General features: G+C 60.6%; 14 protein-coding genes. 4 read left to right on the forward strand and 10 right to left on the reverse strand.

The window, feature by feature from the left end; all coding sequences use genetic code 11:
* Positions 1 to 2: 2 nt before the first annotated feature.
* Together HV782_RS01250 and HV782_RS01255 are read right to left on the reverse strand one after the other, a co-directional pair.
* A complete protein-coding gene (locus HV782_RS01250; RefSeq protein ID WP_003177151.1) occupies positions 3 to 167 on the reverse strand; it encodes a DUF1328 domain-containing protein in 165 nt (54 codons plus the stop codon).
* Between the two features lie 71 nt (positions 168 to 238).
* Positions 239 to 523 (reverse strand): hypothetical protein, encoded by a 285-nt coding sequence (locus tag HV782_RS01255; RefSeq protein WP_123470173.1) that lies wholly within the window; start codon positions 521 to 523, stop codon positions 239 to 241.
* Between the two features lie 427 nt (positions 524 to 950).
* Here HV782_RS01255 and algB point away from each other — a divergent pair, with 427 nt between their 5' ends.
* Both algB and HV782_RS01265 read left to right on the forward strand, forming a co-directional pair.
* The gene (gene algB / locus HV782_RS01260; RefSeq protein WP_016986437.1) at positions 951 to 2,297 is read left to right on the forward strand and encodes a sigma-54-dependent response regulator transcription factor AlgB; all 1,347 of its coding nucleotides are present in this window, start codon (positions 951 to 953) and stop codon (positions 2,295 to 2,297) included.
* Between the two features lie 10 nt (positions 2,298 to 2,307).
* Complete coding sequence (locus HV782_RS01265) at positions 2,308 to 4,092, forward strand: ATP-binding protein (RefSeq protein ID WP_186746977.1); 1,785 nt, start codon at positions 2,308 to 2,310, stop codon at positions 4,090 to 4,092.
* On the opposite strand, the gene HV782_RS01270 is transcribed toward HV782_RS01265, so the two are convergent.
* The 7 genes from HV782_RS01270 to HV782_RS01300 all read right to left on the reverse strand — a co-directional run bounded on the left by HV782_RS01270 (position 4,089) and on the right by HV782_RS01300 (position 11,419).
* Entirely contained in the window at positions 4,089 to 5,702 is a 1,614-nt protein-coding gene (locus HV782_RS01270; RefSeq protein ID WP_186746980.1) for an EAL domain-containing protein, read from the reverse strand. The two genes, HV782_RS01265 and HV782_RS01270, sit on opposite strands and share 4 nt — an antisense overlap.
* Positions 5,703 to 5,778: 76 nt before the next feature.
* A complete protein-coding gene (locus HV782_RS01275) occupies positions 5,779 to 6,561 on the reverse strand; it encodes an N-acetylmuramoyl-L-alanine amidase (RefSeq protein ID WP_186746982.1) in 783 nt (260 codons plus the stop codon).
* Positions 6,562 to 6,662: 101 nt separating this feature from the next.
* Positions 6,663 to 8,738: a GGDEF domain-containing protein gene (locus HV782_RS01280; protein WP_186746991.1), complete on the reverse strand. Its 2,076-nt coding sequence runs from the start codon at positions 8,736 to 8,738 to the stop codon at positions 6,663 to 6,665.
* Positions 8,735 to 9,613 (reverse strand): endonuclease/exonuclease/phosphatase family protein, encoded by an 879-nt coding sequence (locus tag HV782_RS01285; RefSeq protein WP_128615031.1) that lies wholly within the window; start codon positions 9,611 to 9,613, stop codon positions 8,735 to 8,737. The genes HV782_RS01280 and HV782_RS01285 overlap by 4 nt, the downstream gene beginning before the upstream one ends.
* A gap of 14 nt (positions 9,614 to 9,627) precedes the next feature.
* Positions 9,628 to 10,269 (reverse strand): thiol:disulfide interchange protein DsbA/DsbL, encoded by a 642-nt coding sequence (locus tag HV782_RS01290; protein ID WP_123470185.1) that lies wholly within the window; start codon positions 10,267 to 10,269, stop codon positions 9,628 to 9,630.
* Positions 10,270 to 10,469: 200 nt separating this feature from the next.
* Positions 10,470 to 11,081 carry a c-type cytochrome gene (locus tag HV782_RS01295; RefSeq protein WP_123470189.1) on the reverse strand — a complete coding sequence of 204 codons (612 nt, stop codon included), beginning with the start codon at positions 11,079 to 11,081 and terminating at the stop codon, positions 10,470 to 10,472.
* Between the two features lie 32 nt (positions 11,082 to 11,113).
* On the reverse strand, positions 11,114 to 11,419 hold the full coding sequence (locus HV782_RS01300; RefSeq protein WP_123470191.1) for a c-type cytochrome: 306 nt from the start codon (positions 11,417 to 11,419) through the stop codon (positions 11,114 to 11,116).
* Between the two features lie 191 nt (positions 11,420 to 11,610).
* On the opposite strand from HV782_RS01300, the gene yihA reads away from it, so the two are divergent.
* Positions 11,611 to 12,252, forward strand: a complete 642-nt coding sequence (yihA, locus tag HV782_RS01305; protein ID WP_123470193.1) for a ribosome biogenesis GTP-binding protein YihA/YsxC — start codon at positions 11,611 to 11,613, stop codon at positions 12,250 to 12,252.
* A 328-nt stretch (positions 12,253 to 12,580) separates the two neighbouring features.
* On the opposite strand, the gene polA is transcribed toward yihA, so the two are convergent.
* Positions 12,581 to 15,385 carry a DNA polymerase I gene (polA, locus tag HV782_RS01310; RefSeq protein ID WP_128615033.1) on the reverse strand — a complete coding sequence of 935 codons (2,805 nt, stop codon included), beginning with the start codon at positions 15,383 to 15,385 and terminating at the stop codon, positions 12,581 to 12,583.
* 74 nt (positions 15,386 to 15,459) lie between these two features.
* Between polA and HV782_RS01315 the strand changes: the two genes are divergently transcribed.
* Positions 15,460 to 15,750, forward strand: a complete 291-nt coding sequence (locus tag HV782_RS01315; protein WP_123470197.1) for a DUF2782 domain-containing protein — start codon at positions 15,460 to 15,462, stop codon at positions 15,748 to 15,750.
* Positions 15,751 to 15,758 lie beyond the last annotated feature (8 nt).

Raw genomic sequence — 15,758 nt, forward strand, 5'->3', positions numbered from 1 at the left:
CGTTAACCTCGGCCGCGACGGCCAAAGAAGAAGGAAGCGATGAACATCACCAGGAATACGACAAAGAGAATCTTGGCGATACCCGTGGCGGTGCCCGCGATACCACCGAAGCCCAGGACGGCGGCGATGATGGCAATGATCAAGAATGTAATTGCCCAACTCAACATGGTGATTCTCCTTACTTCTATTTAGGGATATTGCGTGTTCCGGCGCTGCGCGCCTGAATTCATTGGTTCAATCAGAAAACCCAGCGCTCTTCCCGTGGCAGCTGATCCAGCGGCTGCGTCTGGTCAACATCCATCATGCGCATCGAAGTGCTTTCGGCCTGGCTGCTGCTGACGGCGCTGAAGTGCGTTTGCGTGCTGTGTTGAATCGAGATCAACGGCTCAGGCTGCTGGCTGTTTTCCCAGCGCAGGTATTGCTGGCACGCGATCAGGGTCACCAACAGCGCGAGCACGCCAAACAGGCCTTGCTGGATATGCAGTGGCGAGATACGCACTTGGGCGGCACGTTGGCGAGTCATCCTGGGTTCCTCACACTTATTGGGTTGGGGCAGTTGGTTTCTGCCCGGGCTGAATGAGGTATTGCAGCCCGCGTGCCAGTTTTTTAATTGAAAAATATTCAATAAAATCAATAGGTTATATGTATGGTGAAAAACCTTGGCGACGCATCCTGCACGATGGGTCATCCAAGGTCGTGCGGAATGCACGATTATTTCGTAGGAGATTTCATTCTTATGGAATTGAGAGCACGACACGGATGTCAGAAAGATACGCAGGGAATGTCCTGCAAACCGGTGATTGTTTAAAAAACCAACGAAATCAACGTATTGGCCGTAACGGCAGGAGAGGGCTACCCTCCTATGGCTGGCATCGTTCAGAATCAACCATGCAACTTGCCCGATTTTTCCGGGACTAAACCAAGATCAATCACTATGGAGCGTAGGAAAAATGGAATCTGCCACTGAGCATCAAGGCCGCATTCTGCTGGTGGACGATGAATCCGCCATCCTGCGAACCTTCCGTTATTGCCTCGAAGACGAAGGTTATACGGTGGCCACGGCCAACAGCGCGGCCCAGGCCGAGGCATTGCTGCAACGTCAGGTTTTCGACCTGTGCTTCCTTGATTTGCGTCTGGGCGAAGACAACGGCCTCGACGTACTGGCGCAGATGCGCATTCAGGCGCCGTGGATGCGCGTGGTGATCGTCACCGCTCACTCGGCTGTGGATACCGCGGTCGACGCGATCCAGGCCGGCGCTGCCGACTATCTGGTCAAACCCTGCAGCCCCGATCAATTGCGCCTGGCCACGGCCAAGCAACTGGAAGTGCGCCAGCTCTCGGCGCGTCTTGAAGCCCTCGAAGGCGAAATCCGCAAACCCAAGGACGGCCTCGACTCCCACAGCCCGGCGATGAAAGTCGTACTGGAAACGGCGCGGCAGGTGGCGAGCACCGACGCCAACATTCTGATTCTCGGCGAGTCAGGCACCGGTAAAGGTGAATTGGCTCGGGCGATTCATGGCTGGAGCAAGCGCGAGAAGAAATCCTGCGTCACGATCAACTGCCCGTCGCTGACTGCCGAATTGATGGAAAGCGAGCTGTTCGGCCACAGTCGCGGGGCCTTTACCGGTGCCAGCGAAAGCACGCTGGGCCGGGTCAATCAGGCCGATGGCGGCACGCTGTTTCTCGACGAGATCGGCGACTTTCCCCTGACTTTGCAGCCAAAACTGCTGCGTTTTATTCAGGACAAGGAATATGAGCGGGTCGGCGATCCGGTGACCCGGCGCGCCGATGTGCGGATTCTGGCCGCGACCAACCTCAACCTCGAGGACATGGTGCGCGACGGTCGCTTCCGTGAAGACTTGTTGTACCGCTTGAACGTCATCACGCTGCATCTGCCGCCGCTGCGCGAGCGCGCCGAGGACATCCTGACCCTCGCCGACCGCTTCCTCGCCCGCTTCGTCAAAGAGTATGCGCGTCCGGCGCGCGGGTTCAGTGACGAGGCCCGTGAAGCGCTGCTCGGCTACCGCTGGCCAGGCAATATTCGCGAACTGCGCAACGTGGTTGAGCGCGCCAGCATTATCTGCCCGCAGGAACGTGTGGAAATCAGCCACCTCGGCATGGCCGAACAGCCGGCCAACAATGCACCTCGCGTTGGCGCAGCGCTGAGCCTCGATGAACTGGAAAAGGCGCATATCGGTGCGGTACTGGCCACCGCCGGCACACTGGATCAGGCCGCAAAAACCCTCGGTATCGACGCCTCGACCCTGTATCGCAAGCGCAAGCAGTACAACCTGTGAGCGCCCGACGATGAAACTGGCGATGAAGTTGCGCACGCGGTTGTTTCTGAGCATTTCCGCATTGATCACCGTGGCGCTGCTCGGGTTGTTGCTCGGGCTGGTCAGCGTGATGCAGATGGCCGGTACTCAGGAAACGCTGGTGCGCAACAATTTCGTCACCCTGGATCTGGGCCTCAAGCTGCGCAAGACGCTGGGCGATCAACTGATCATCATGCTCGCCGAAAAGCCTGACCCCGCGGCGTTTGAAGCTTCCAAACAGCATTACTTCCAGTTGCTGGATGAGGGGATCGCCCGGGAGCGGGAGCGGGAGGGTGATGGCCGGCAATACGGTTTCACTCAGGCCAAGGCCGACTACCTGAATTTTCTGCAGTCACTCGACCCCTCCAATGCGATGAGCGGCAACGCCGACTTCCGAGAGCGTTTCAACATTCTGCGCAACGGGCTGATTGCCGAGCACAAGCAGGCCCTCGACAACATCAACGCCGTCCAGCAAGAGGCACGCAATCGGGCGTTGCTGATTGCCGGTCTGCTTGGGCTGGTCGGGCTGGCGGTGTTGATCATCGGCTTCGTCACTGCGCATGGCATCGCCCGGCGTTTAGGGGGGCCCATCGAGGTGCTGGCCAAAGCGGCCGATAACATTGGCCAGGGCAATTACGAGGTGACCCTGCCAATCTCATCGGCGATGGAGGTCAACCTGTTGTCCCGTCGTTTCGGGCTGATGGCCGAAGCGCTGCGTGAGCATCAGGCGACCAACGTCGACGAACTGCTGGCCGGTCAGCAACGCCTGCAGGCGGTGCTCGACAGCATCGACGACGGCTTGTTGATGATCGACCGCGAGGGGCATCTGGAACACCTCAACCCGGTGGCTCAGCGGCAGTTGGGCTGGGACGATGATCGACTCGGCCAGGGCCTGGGCTCGGCGCTTGAACGGCCGGAGCTGGATGCACAGCTGCAATTGGTCCTGCGTGGCGGCACCCTCGAGCGTGCGCCGGAGGACTTGAGTATCGAAGTCGACGGCGAATCCCGTTTGCTGACCTACAGCCTGACGCCGGTCAGCCACACCCAGGGGCATATTCTCGGTGCGGTGATGGTCTTGCACGACGTTACCGAGCAACGCGCCTTCGAACGGGTGCGCAGCGAGTTCGTCTTGCGCGCCTCCCATGAGTTGCGCACGCCGGTCACCGGCATGCACATGGCCTTCGGCCTGTTCCGCGAGCGGGCGAAGTTCCCGGCGGAATCGCGTGAGGCCGATCTGCTCGATACCGTGAACGAAGAGATGCAGCGCTTGATGCAGTTGATCAACGACTTGCTCAACTTCTCGCGCTACCAGAACGGTTTGCAGAAGCTGACTTTGGCGCCGTGCTCCATCGAAGACTTGCTGGAACAGGCGCAGCTGCGTTTCGCCGAGTCGGCGGCGCAGAAGGGCATTGCCTTGAATGTGGAAGTGCAAAGCCCGCTGCCGCGCTTGCAGGCGGATCAGGCGCAGCTCGACCGCGTGCTCGATAACCTGATCGACAACGCCTTGCGTCATACCGCCCGCGACGGTCAGATCCGCTTGCAGGCACGTCGACATGGCGAGCGGGTGATCATCAGCGTCGAGGACAACGGCGAAGGCATTGCCTACGGTCAGCAAGGGCGAATCTTCGAACCGTTTGTGCAGGTTGGACGCAAAAAGGGCGGAGCCGGGCTCGGCCTGGCGCTGTGCAAGGAAATCGTCCAGTTGCATGGCGGGCGTATGGGCGTCTACTCAAGGCCGGGGCAGGGTACGCAGTTTTACATGGCGCTGGCGGTTTAGGCCTCGTCGTCCAGGCGTCGACCTGCGAGACGGCGTCCGCGGGTGATCAGTTCGATGAACTGCACTGCGCTCAAGGCATGGGCGAACAGCCAGCCCTGACCGAACTTTACGCCCTCACTGCTGAGCAATTGCGCTTGCGATTCAAGCTCGATGCCTTCGGCAATCACCTTCAGATCCAGCGCTTGCGCCATGTGAATGATGTGCGGTGCGACGCCACTGCTGGCGGCATCGTGACCGAGCGCATCAATGAACGCCTTGTCGATTTTCAGGCAGTCGACCGGCAGGGTTTGCAGGTAGGCGAGGCTGCAATAGCCGGTACCGAAATCGTCGATCAGCACCTGATGACCAACAGCGCGCAGCGCTTGCAGGTTTTCCCGCGCCACCACCACATCAATCAGGCCGCGTTCGGTCACTTCAAAAGCTATTTGCCGCGCTGCCACCCGGTGCAGGGTCAGCAGCCGCGCCATGACCTGGCCGATACGCGGCACCATCACGTCGCAGGCAGCGAGGTTGACCGAGATATACAGTTGCGGATTGGCCCGCAATATCGGGCCCAATTGTTCCAGCAGGCGCTGCAGGACAAAGTCGGTCATCTGGCGGATCTGCCCGGTGTTTTCCGCCAGAGGAATGAACAGGTCCGGGCTGGTCAGCGTGCCGTCCGGACGGCGCCAGCGCAACAGGGCTTCGGCGCCGACGCAGTTGCGGCTGTCGAGGTCGAAGATCGGTTGGTACAGCACCTGCAACTCGCCACGACGGATGGCGCCTTGCAGTTCGGCGTCGAGTGACTGGCGCTGGCGCACCAGTAAAAACACGAAGAACCCCACGAACGCGCCCAGCACCAGGCAGGCCGGCACCATCCACCACCAGATGGCAGGAATGTGCATGGCGGTTCTCGGCGTGATCAACACCAGTTGATACTCCGGGTTGTTGGTGGGCATGCGATAGATCAACCGAGACTGGGTAACCTGCAAGGCCTCGCGACTCTTCGGTGGCCACGATTCGCTCGGTGGCCAGGCCTGCGCCGCGCCGAGCACCGGGATCGCCCGGTTGCCATGGTCGAGCACCACCAGCAGGCTGCTGCCGGGCGACAGATCGACCATGTCGGTCAGGTGTCCGCGTGACGTGGCCACGCGAAAATTACCGCGCCCGAGCATCAGGGCGGCGCGGTTTTCATCGGGTTCGGTGGTGGTGTTCAGCCAATAGCTGTAAGTCGGTCCCTTGATGTCCGGCGCCCGCACCACCGACAGGCCTTCCTGGCGCGGACGGTTGGAGCAGATGCGTGAGGCATCCATGTAGGCGGCTTCGTAGACGAAGCGATAATTGAAGGTCACCTGTTGCAGCGTGGCGATCATTTCGTCATCGCAGCTGCGCAATGGCTGGGCTTGGAGGTCGTCAAGGCTTTCGCGCAACTGGCCGAACAATTGTTCGAGGCGGGCAAGGAAGCGTTCGCCCTGGGCATTCATTTCCTGGCTTTCGCTTTGCTTGATCTGATGCATGGCGACGAACATTCCGCCGGCGATCAACAGGCTGGCACTGAGGACAGCCGCGATCGTCGCCAAAAACCAGGGGCGATAAAACCAGCTACGCAGCGTCTCTCGGGTAGCAGCCATCATGGAATATCCGAAGAATTACCAATGAGTTATAGCTGCTGATTGCGTTTTCGCCCTGACCGTCGGGCGGGCGTCATTATTTTGTCTGGTTCAGCACCAGCAACAGCGCAGCCGTTTGTGCATCGGGCGTTCCGTCGAAGCGAGAAGGGCGGTAGTGCATCTGGAATGCCGCGAGGACATGGCGGGTGGCGACATCCAGTTCACCGGTCTGCGGCGTGTCGTAACCCAGATGCGCCAACTGCGCCTGGAACCAGCTAATGCCCGGCAGTTCACGGCTGTCGAACAGCGCTTGCTGGCGCGCCACCGCTTGCTCATTCGGCCATTTACCCAGGCCTTCGGCGGCGAGGCGCTTCCACGGGAACAGCGGCCCGGGATCGAGCTTGCGCAGGGGGGCGATGTCGCTGTGGCCGATGATGTGTTGCGCACTGATGCCGTGGCGCTTGCTGATGTCCTTGAGCAGGACGATCAACGACTGAATCTGCGCTTCGCTGTACGGATACCACTGGCGCCCGGTCGGAGTGTCCTTGAAACCCGGGTTGACGATTTCGATGCCGATCGAGCTGGAGTTGAGCCAGGTGCGCCCCTGCCACTGGCTTTCCCCGGCGTGCCAGGCGCGCAGGTTTTCATCCATCAGCTTGTAGATGGTGCCGCCCTTGTCGTCGCCGATCAGGTAATGGCTGCTGACTTCACCGTGGGTCAGCAGTTGTAGCGAACGCTCCAGCGAAGTCGAGGTGTAATGGATGATCACGAACTGGATGCGGCTGTCGTGATTGGCCGAAGAATGGCGGGTGTCGTAGCGCGGGCCACTGGCACAGCCGGCCAAAACCAGTAACGACGCAATGAGGGCAAAGAATTTCATGGCAGAGGGCAGTACACACAAGACAATAATGCAACAGTGTAACGTACTGCCCTGTCTCTCGACTGTCAGCGGGCGGATTTAAACAAAATGGAACAATTTGCCTAGCCCAGCTCGACTCGGTTGCGCCCGGCGTTTTTCGCCCGATATAGCGCCTGATCGGCTCTTTTCAGCACCAGATCGCTGTGTTCGCCCGAGCGAAACGTGGTCATCCCCATGGAGATCGTGATGGTTACCCGCTCGCCCTTGAAGTGGAACGGGCAGGCTTCAATTGCCGCGCGCAGATTTTCCAGCAGCTTGGCGCCGACCGCTGGCGGCGTGGCCGGCAGCAGCAGGACGAACTCTTCGCCGCCGAAGCGGGCAATAAAGTCGGGGCCACGCAGGCGCTTGCGCAGCACCGTGGCGATGATCTTCAACACTTTGTCGCCCGCGAGGTGGCCGTAGTTGTCGTTGATCCGCTTGAAGTGATCGAGGTCGAGCATCGCCAGGCTCAAGGTGTTGCCATGTTGCTGCCACTGCTTGATCTCATGCTCGAGGCGTTCGCTCCAGGCTGCGCGGTTAGGCAGGCCGGTGAGCGGGTCGATCAGGGCTTTCTGGCGCTGTTCCTCAAGGTGTTCACGGAAACCCTGGGCCTCCTGCTCCATGTGCGCCACGCGTTCGGACAGGCCTTTGAGGCGCGCGGCGACTTCCTGCTCGCGGGCATCGCGCTGCTTCTGGTGCTGATCCATCGTGCCAAGCAGGCCTTCGAGATGGTTCTCTAGCACTTGCTTGAGGTCATCCAGATCCGCCGCTTCCTGCACGCTGGTCTGCAAGCCGTCGACCTGTTCGCGGATCTGCGTGTCCATGGCCCGCGCTGCGGAGCTGTTGTCGGCATGCCCTTCACTGGCCGCCTGCAAGTTACTCTGGAACGCTTCGAGCCGTTCATTGAGTTGCTGCAGATAGGCTTCGAATTCGTGCTGGCCACTGTCGGTGATTGCCAGCATCAAGGTGGCCAGATCGTCGAGGATCGGGATCAGTTCGTACCAGTTCAACCCGTGTTTGAGCCGCTCGCGCATGGCTTCGGCTTGTGGCCGGTGGCGTTCGGGCAGGGTCAGGTCGTCGAGCAGACCGATCAGGGTTTCTTCGATGTGCCTGGCCACGGAGCTGTAGGACGGCTCCGGAGAATCCGGCAGGGCGAAGAGAATGTCGTGTTCGGATTGTTCCGGGTCAATGGCGGCCAGGGCTTGAGCAATGGGCTCGGGCAGGGGCAGGCTGTCGAGGCTCAGCGGTGCCGGATCGCCAGGATGGATCAGTTCGTCGGGGTTGCAGGTGATCGGGGTGATCGACGTCGCGGCCGGGACTGGCGCGACCAGCACTTCGGGTCCGGACGCTGCGGGCTCGACCTTGACCGCAGCAGGCGCTTCTTCAACGGCGACAGTGGGCGGCACAAAGGCAACCACTTCGGGCTCCTGCCGGGGTTGCGGTGCGGGCGTGTCCGCCTCTGACGCAGACATTGGCGCGGCGAGCGCGGGGGCACTGATTGCCGGCTCACTGACTGCAACGGGTTCGGCTTGCACCGGTTCCGGTGGGAGTTCTGGGGTGATGGGTACTTGCACCGCAGGCGCCGTCTGAACCGGCGCAGTGGCTTCTGCGCTTGGTGCTGGCGCCTCTTCGCTGTCGCGGCTGCCGAACAGACGCTGAAACAATCCCGGGCGCCCGGGCTCGGCCGGGTTCTCGAGCTGACTCAGCGCCTTGCCCTGCAAACCGCTCAGCTCGCTCAGCAGCAGCGGCATCTCTCGCGCCTGGCCGACACGACTGTCCAGTTGTTTGGCGAATTTCTTCAGTGGCTGCGCGACTTCCCGTGGCAACGGCAAAGACTGCAATTGGGTCACCAGAGCGGTGAGGGCGGTGCTGACCTGATCGATGCGGGTTTCCCGGCGCTGCTCGGAATCGAGCACGGCCTTTTCCAGGCGCGGCAACAGGGCGGCAAGGCCGGCATCCATGTCGTCGGTGCGGACCACTTCGCGCATCTCTTTCATGCACTGATCAACGACTTTGTCGGTGCCTTCGGCTGCCAGCGTGCTGCGCACCAGACCGCGACGCAGCAAGTCGAGCCGGGCGGCCCAGCGTCTTTCGAGTTTGTCCTGTTGTTCGATGCTTTTGAGGTACTTCTCTTTCCAGCGCTGGGCTTCGTCGCTCATTCAGGGGTTCCGCGAGGGGCAGGACTCAACGCGGGCAATGCATCGGCCGTGAGCGAACCCGGCAGACGAATCTCTACCGCGACCGGCAGGTGATCGGAAATGGGTTGGGCCAGCACTTCGACCTTTTCCAGGGTCAGGGTCGGGCTGAGCAAAATATGATCAAGGCAACGCTGCGGGCGCCAGCTGGGGAAGGTGGCTTCCAGCTGCGGGGCCAGCAGGCCGAGATCGCGTAGCGGTGAATGTTGTAGCAGATCGCTGGCATGGGTGTTCATGTCACCCATCAATACTTGATGTTTGTAGCCACCGATCAGATCACGAATATAGGCCAGTTGCAGGCTGCGCACCCGCGCGCCGAGGGCCAGGTGCATCATCACCACCACCAGCGCTTCCGGGCCTTCGCCGAAACGCAGCAGGATCGCGCCGCGACCTTTCGGTCCGGGCAGCGGATGGTCTTCGATCGCCCACGGCTTCAGTCGACTGAGCACGCCATTGCTGTGCTGGGCCAGTCGGCCGAGGTTGCGATTGAGTTGTTGATACCAGTAGGGGAAGGCGCCGAGGTGCGCCAGGTGTTCGACCTGATTGACGTAGCCAGACCGCAGGCTGCCGCCGTCGGCTTCCTGCAGGGCGACCAGGTCGAAATCGCCCAGCAGGTCACCGATCTTCTGCAGATTGCCCGAGCGCCCGGTGTGCGGCAGCAGGTGCTGCCAGCTGCGGGTCAGGTAATGCCGATAACGCTCGGTGCTGATGCCGACCTGGATGTTGAAACTGAGCAAGCGCAGGCGCTGGTCTGCGGGCAGGCCCGTGGATGCCAGGTGATGCTCGTTGACCTGCGGGTCATGCAGGCCAACGATGCGTTCGGTCTTCCAGCGGCGCATGGCGATGGCCGCGCTTAGTTGGCAGCAGCCTTGGTTGCCGCTCGCTCTTTGGCGACCAGTTGATCAGCCAGTTTCAGCGCTTGTTCGGCGCCGCCGGCAGAGCCGATGTCGAAACGGTATTTGCCGTTGACGATCATGGTTGGCACGCCAGTGATTTCATATTTCTTGGCCAGTTCACGGGCTTTCACGATCTGACCCTTGATGGCGAACGAGTCGAAGGTGGCGAGGAACTTGTCCTTGTCCACGCCTTGAGTGGCGAGGAAGTCAGCCATGTCGTTCTTGTCGGTCAGTTTCTTGTGTTCTTTCTGGATGGCATTGAAAACCGCCGCGTGAACCTTGTGCTCGACACCCATGGCCTCGAGGGTCAGGAACATCTGGCCGTGCGCGTCCCAAGGGCCGCCGAACATGGCTGGAATACGCACGAAGTTGACGTCGGACGGCAGTTTTTCAACCCACGGGTTGATCACCGGTTCAAACGCGTAGCAGTGTGGGCAGCCGTACCAGAACAGCTCGACCACTTCGATCTTGCCAGGCTCTGCAACCGGCACCGGGTTGGCCAGTTCCACGTAAGGGGCGGCAGGGGCTTCGGCGGCCTGGGCGGTCACGCCAAACAGGCTGGCAGCGACGAGAGCGGCGCTGATGATCAGATTACGCATGCTTTACTCCTGGACAATTTTGGTCGCCTCGCGCGACCTGTTTTCAGACAGATCCTGGCGGGCATGAGTTCTGTAGTGTAACGGCAGCGGCCACAAAAAAGGGCGGCCAAAGCCACCCTTTTTATACTTGCTGCGCCGGATTAATCGAGCGTTAACGTTGCAGGAGATGTCCGCCCCGGCCAACGCTCGATTTGAGGCCCTTAGTGCAGGCCCTGAATGTAGCTGGCGACTGCGGCGATGTCTTCATCGCTCAGTTTGCGGGCGATGGTGCGCATGGTCATGGCGTCGCCGTCGTTGGCCCGACCGCCTTCTTCCTTGCGGAAGTCGGTCAGTTGCTTGGCGATGTATTGAGCGTGCTGGCCACCCAGGTGCGGGAAGCCGGCGGCCGCGTTGCCGGTGCCGTTCGGCGAGTGGCAGCCGGTGCAGGCTGGCAGGCCTTTTTCCAGGTTGCCGCCACGGAACAGGGCTTCACCGCGCGCGACGATCTTCGGATCGGCGGCGCCGACGCTGCCTTTCTGGCTGGCGAAGTAGGCCGCGATGTCGGCCAGGTCCTGGTCGTTCAGGTTGGTCAGCAGGCCGGTCATTTCCAGAACCTGGCGCTTGCCCGACTTGATGTCGTGCAGTTGTTTGGTCAGGTAGCGTTCACCCTGGCCGGCCAGTTTCGGAAAGTTTGGCGCCATGCTGTTCCCGTCCGGGCCATGGCAGGCTCCACATACGGCGGCTTTCGCCTGTCCTGCTGCGGCATCGCCCGCAGCATGGGCCATACCGGAGATTCCCACGGTCAACAGCAGACTCACGATCAATTTGTTCATCAGCTAATCCAACTACGGCTAAGGGTTAAGAGTTATGGACCGGGTTTACTCTCGCTCATCCAGAGGATGATGGCCTGGTAATCCTCGGCACTGCAGTCCATGCACAAACCACGCGGCGGCATCGCCTTGAAACCCTGGGTCACGTGTTGCACCAGCGTCCCCATACCTTTCGCCAACCTCGGCGTCCAAGCATCCTGATCGCCTCTTGCGGGCGCCATGGGTAGTTGGCCGGAATGACAGGCACCACAAACACGGTTGTACACTGCTTCCGGATCCTGTGTAGCCTGTGCGCTGTAAAGCGGCATCAAGACTCCGGCAGCCAGCAGCCATTTCGTCATAAAACGACCTTTTCAGGGTTGAGAGCGTTCTGCGTTCTAATGCGCAATCAAGGTCTGTCGCTCTCGTGAACTTCATCCTTCGCTGGGACAAAGCACACACAAAATCTGCGGCATTATATACTGGCGTCACTGAAACGGAAGCGACACCGCGTTCCGCGCCCAATCCCGGCGCCGCCCACATCGGAAATCCCATGCAACTCAAGAATCCCATCCTCGGCCTGTGCCAACAGTCCACGTTCATGCTCAGTGCCGCCAAAGTCGACCAGTGCCCGGACGACGAAGGCTTTGAAGTGGCTTTCGCCGGTCGCTCCAACGCCGGCAAATCCAGCGCCCTGAACACTTTGACTCACGCCAGCCTGGCGCGCACCTCGAAAACCCCGGGGCGCACACAGCTGTTGAACTTCTTCAAGCTAGACGATGATCGGCGTCTGGTCGACCTGCCGGGCTACGGTTATGCAAAAGTACCGATCCCGCTCAAGCAACACTGGCAGCGTCACCTCGAGGCTTATCTCGGTGGCCGGGAGAGTTTGAAAGGTTTGATTCTGATGATGGACATCCGTCATCCAATGACCGACTTCGACCTGCTGATGCTCGATTGGGCCGTTGCCGCCGGCATGCCGATGCACATTCTGCTGACCAAGGCCGACAAGCTGACCTACGGCGCAGCCAAGAACACCCTGCTCAAGGTGCAGTCGGAAATTCGCAAGGGTTGGGGCGATCTGGTGACGATCCAGCTGTTCTCTGCGCCAAAACGCATGGGCCTGGAAGAGGCCTACACTGTTCTGGCGGGCTGGATGGAACTGGCAGACAAAGGCGCCGAGGCGGCTGAGTAAACAGGGATTGGAAAATTCGCTGTGGTGCCTGCGCGTGCCGCAGCCAATTTTCGGGCAAAAAAAGCCCCGGATTTCATTGGGGAGGGAGAAATTCCGGGGTTTAAGTTCCGAACCGCTAGGGCGGGGTTCAGATATCTGCCAACACTTAACACAACATAGGAGCATCGAAGGGCTTCACCAGCCATTCAGTAACTCTGAGTAGTGTGCTGCAAGATTAGTTCAGATTTTTTTTGAAAAGCTTTGGAATAATCCCAAGTGCTTTTCGAAATAAGCAGGACTTGCCGGGTTTGCCGCCACGTCGTGTCGCGGCAAACCGTCGGTAAATGGCTTAGTGGGCCTCATCCCAATTGTTGCCCACACCTACTTCGACCAGCAGCGGCACATCCAGTTTCGCCGCCTCGCTCATGTGCACGCGAATCTCCGCGCTGACCTGCTCGACCAGGTCCTCACGCACCTCCAGCACCAGTTCGTCGTGCACCTGCAGGATGACTTTGGCGTCCAGCCCGGATGTCGCCAGCCAGTTATCCACCGCGACCATGGCTTTCTTGATGATGTCGGCGGCCGTGCCCTGCATCGGCGCGTTGATCGCCGTGCGTTCGGCGGCTGCACGCTCCTGCGGCTTGTTCGAGTTGATCTCCGGCAGGTACAGCCGACGACCGAAGAACGTCTCGACATACCCCTGATCCGCCGCCTGGGCGCGGGTGCGATCCATGTACTCGCGAACGCCGGGATAGCGCGCAAAGTAGGTGTCGATGTAGGCCTTGGCGGTCTTGGTGTCGACGCCAATGTCCTTGCCGAGCTTCTGCGCGCCCATGCCATAGATCAAACCGAAGTTGATCGCCTTGGCACCACGGCGCTGGTCGGAGGTCACTTCGTTGAGTTCGACCTTGAACACTTCGGCAGCGGTAGCGGTGTGCACGTCGAGGTTGTTGCGGAAGGCGTTCATCAGGCCTTCGTCTTTGGACAGGTGCGCCATGATCCGCAGTTCGATCTGCGAGTAGTCCGCCGCCAGCAGTTTGTAACCTTTTGGCGCCACGAAAGCCTGGCGGATGCGCCGGCCTTCTGCGGTACGCACCGGAATGTTCTGCAGGTTCGGATCGCTGGAAGACAAGCGGCCGGTGGACGCCACGGCCTGATGGTACGAGGTGTGGATGCGCCCGGTGCGCGGGTTGATCTGCTCCGGCAGACGATCGGTGTAGGTGCTTTTCAGCTTGCTCATCGAGCGGTGCTCCATCAGCACCTTCGGCAAGCGATGATCGTCCTCGGCAAGTTTCGCCAGTACTTCCTCGGCGGTGGACGGCTGGCCCTTGGCGGTTTTTTTCAGCACCGGCAGGCCGAGTTTTTCGTAAAGGATCACGCCCAGCTGCTTCGGCGAGCCGAGGTTGAATTCTTCGCCGGCGATCTCGAACGCTTCGCGCTCCAGCGCGACCATCTTGTTGCCCAGTTCGATGCTCTGGATACCGAGCAGCTCGGCGTCGACAAACGCGCCCTGGCGTTCGATGCGCGCCAGCACTGGCACCAGTGGCATCTCGATGTCGGTCAGCACGCTGGCCAGGCTCGGGATCGCGCTGAGTTTTTCGAACAGGGTCTGGTGCAGCCGCAAGGTGATGTCGGCGTCTTCGGCGGCGTATGGCCCGGCCTGTTCCAGGGCGATCTGGTCGAAGGTCAGTTGCTTGGCGCCTTTGCCGGCGATGTCCTGGAAGCTCACGGTGGTGTGGTCCAGGTACTTCTGCGCGAGGCTGTCCATGTCGTGGCGGGTGGCGGTGGAGTTGAGCACGTAGGACTCAAGCATGGTGTCGAAGGCAATCCCGCGCACGTGGATGCCCTGGCTCTGATCGCCGCCGATGGCGCAGTTGGCCAGGATATTCATGTCGAATTTGGCGTGTTGGCCGACCTTGAGTTTGTTCGGGTCTTCCAGAATCGGCTTGAGCGCGCGCAGCACGGTGTCGCGATCCAGTTGCTCCGGTACACCGATGTAGGAGTGGGTCAGCGGGATGTACGCCGCTTCGTTGGCCTGCACGGCGAACGACAGGCCGACCAGTTGCGCCTGTTGCGCGTCGATGCCGGTGGTTTCGGTGTCGAAGGCGAACAGCCTGGCGTTGTTCAGTTTCTCCAGCCAGACGTCGAAACGCGCCTGATCGAGGATGGTTTCGTAGGCAGCTTCGACGGGAGCGACAGGCGCTTCTTCCGCTGGCGCGCTGAACAGATCGCCAGCCGGCGCAGGCTCGGCAGCAGCGCTCAGTTCCTGACGCTTGGCGTCGCGATCCAGATCATTGATCCAGCTTTTGAATTCCAGCAGCGAGTACAGCTCGTAGAGCTTGGCCGGGTCTTCGGCGCCCATCTGCAAATCATCGAGTTCAACGTCCAGCGGCACATCGACCTTGATGGTCGCCAGTTGATAGGAGAGAAACGCCATCTCCTTGTGCTCTTCGAGCTTGGCCGGCAGGGTCTTGGCCCCGCGAATCGGCAGGGTCGGGACGATGTCGAGGTTTGCGTAGAGCTCGGTCAGGCCGCCGTTGACGCCCACCAGCAGGCCGGACGCAGTCTTCGGGCCGATGCCGGGAACGCCGGGGATGTTGTCGGAAGAATCGCCCATCAGTGCCAGATAATCGATGATCTGCTCCGGAGCGACGCCGAATTTCTCCTTCACGCCCTCTACGTCCATCGAGCTACCGGACATGGTGTTGACCAAGGTAATGTGGCCGTCGACCAGTTGCGCCATGTCCTTGTCGCCGGTGGAGATGATCACCGGGCGATCCGCCGCCGCACTGCTGCGGGCGAGGGTGCCGATCACGTCGTCAGCCTCGACGCCTTCCACGCACAGCAGCGGGAAGCCGAGGGCGATCACGCTCTGGTGCAGCGGCTCGATCTGCACGCGCATGTCGTCGGGCATGCTTGGGCGGTTGGCCTTGTATTCGGCGTACATCTCATCGCGAAACGTCCCGCCCTTGGCGTCGAAGACCACGGCGAACGGGCTGTCCGGGTACTGCTTGCGCAGACTCTTGAGCATGTTCAGCACACCTTTGACCGCGCCGGTCGGCAGGCCTTTGGAGGTGGTCAGCGGTGGCAGTGCGTGGAAAGCACGGTACAGGTAAGACGAACCGTCCACCAGGACGAGGGGGGCTTGGCTCATGAGCAGAATCAACCTTTTCGGCGGGCCCGGCGCTAGAATAGCGGGACCGTTGACGACAAAGGGACAAGGTTATCATGCGTACGTTAAATCGCTTGCTGCTGGTCAGTTTGATTGCTGTCTCACCGCTGGTTGCGATCGCGGCGGATGATGCGCCGTCAGCGGACCCGGAAGTCACCATCCGTACCGAGGGTGACAAGACCATCCAGGAGTACCGTCAGAACGGTTTCCTGTATGCGATCAAGGTCACCAAGAAAGGATTCCCGCCCTATTTTCTGGTGCGTGCGGACGGTACCGATGCAAACTTCATCCGCTCGGATCAGCCGGATATGCTGATTCCGTCGTGGAAGATTTTCGAATGGAAGTAGTCTCTTAA

It is taken from the genome of Pseudomonas monsensis, from assembly GCF_014268495.2.
Lineage (GTDB): Bacteria > Pseudomonadota > Gammaproteobacteria > Pseudomonadales > Pseudomonadaceae > Aquipseudomonas > Aquipseudomonas monsensis.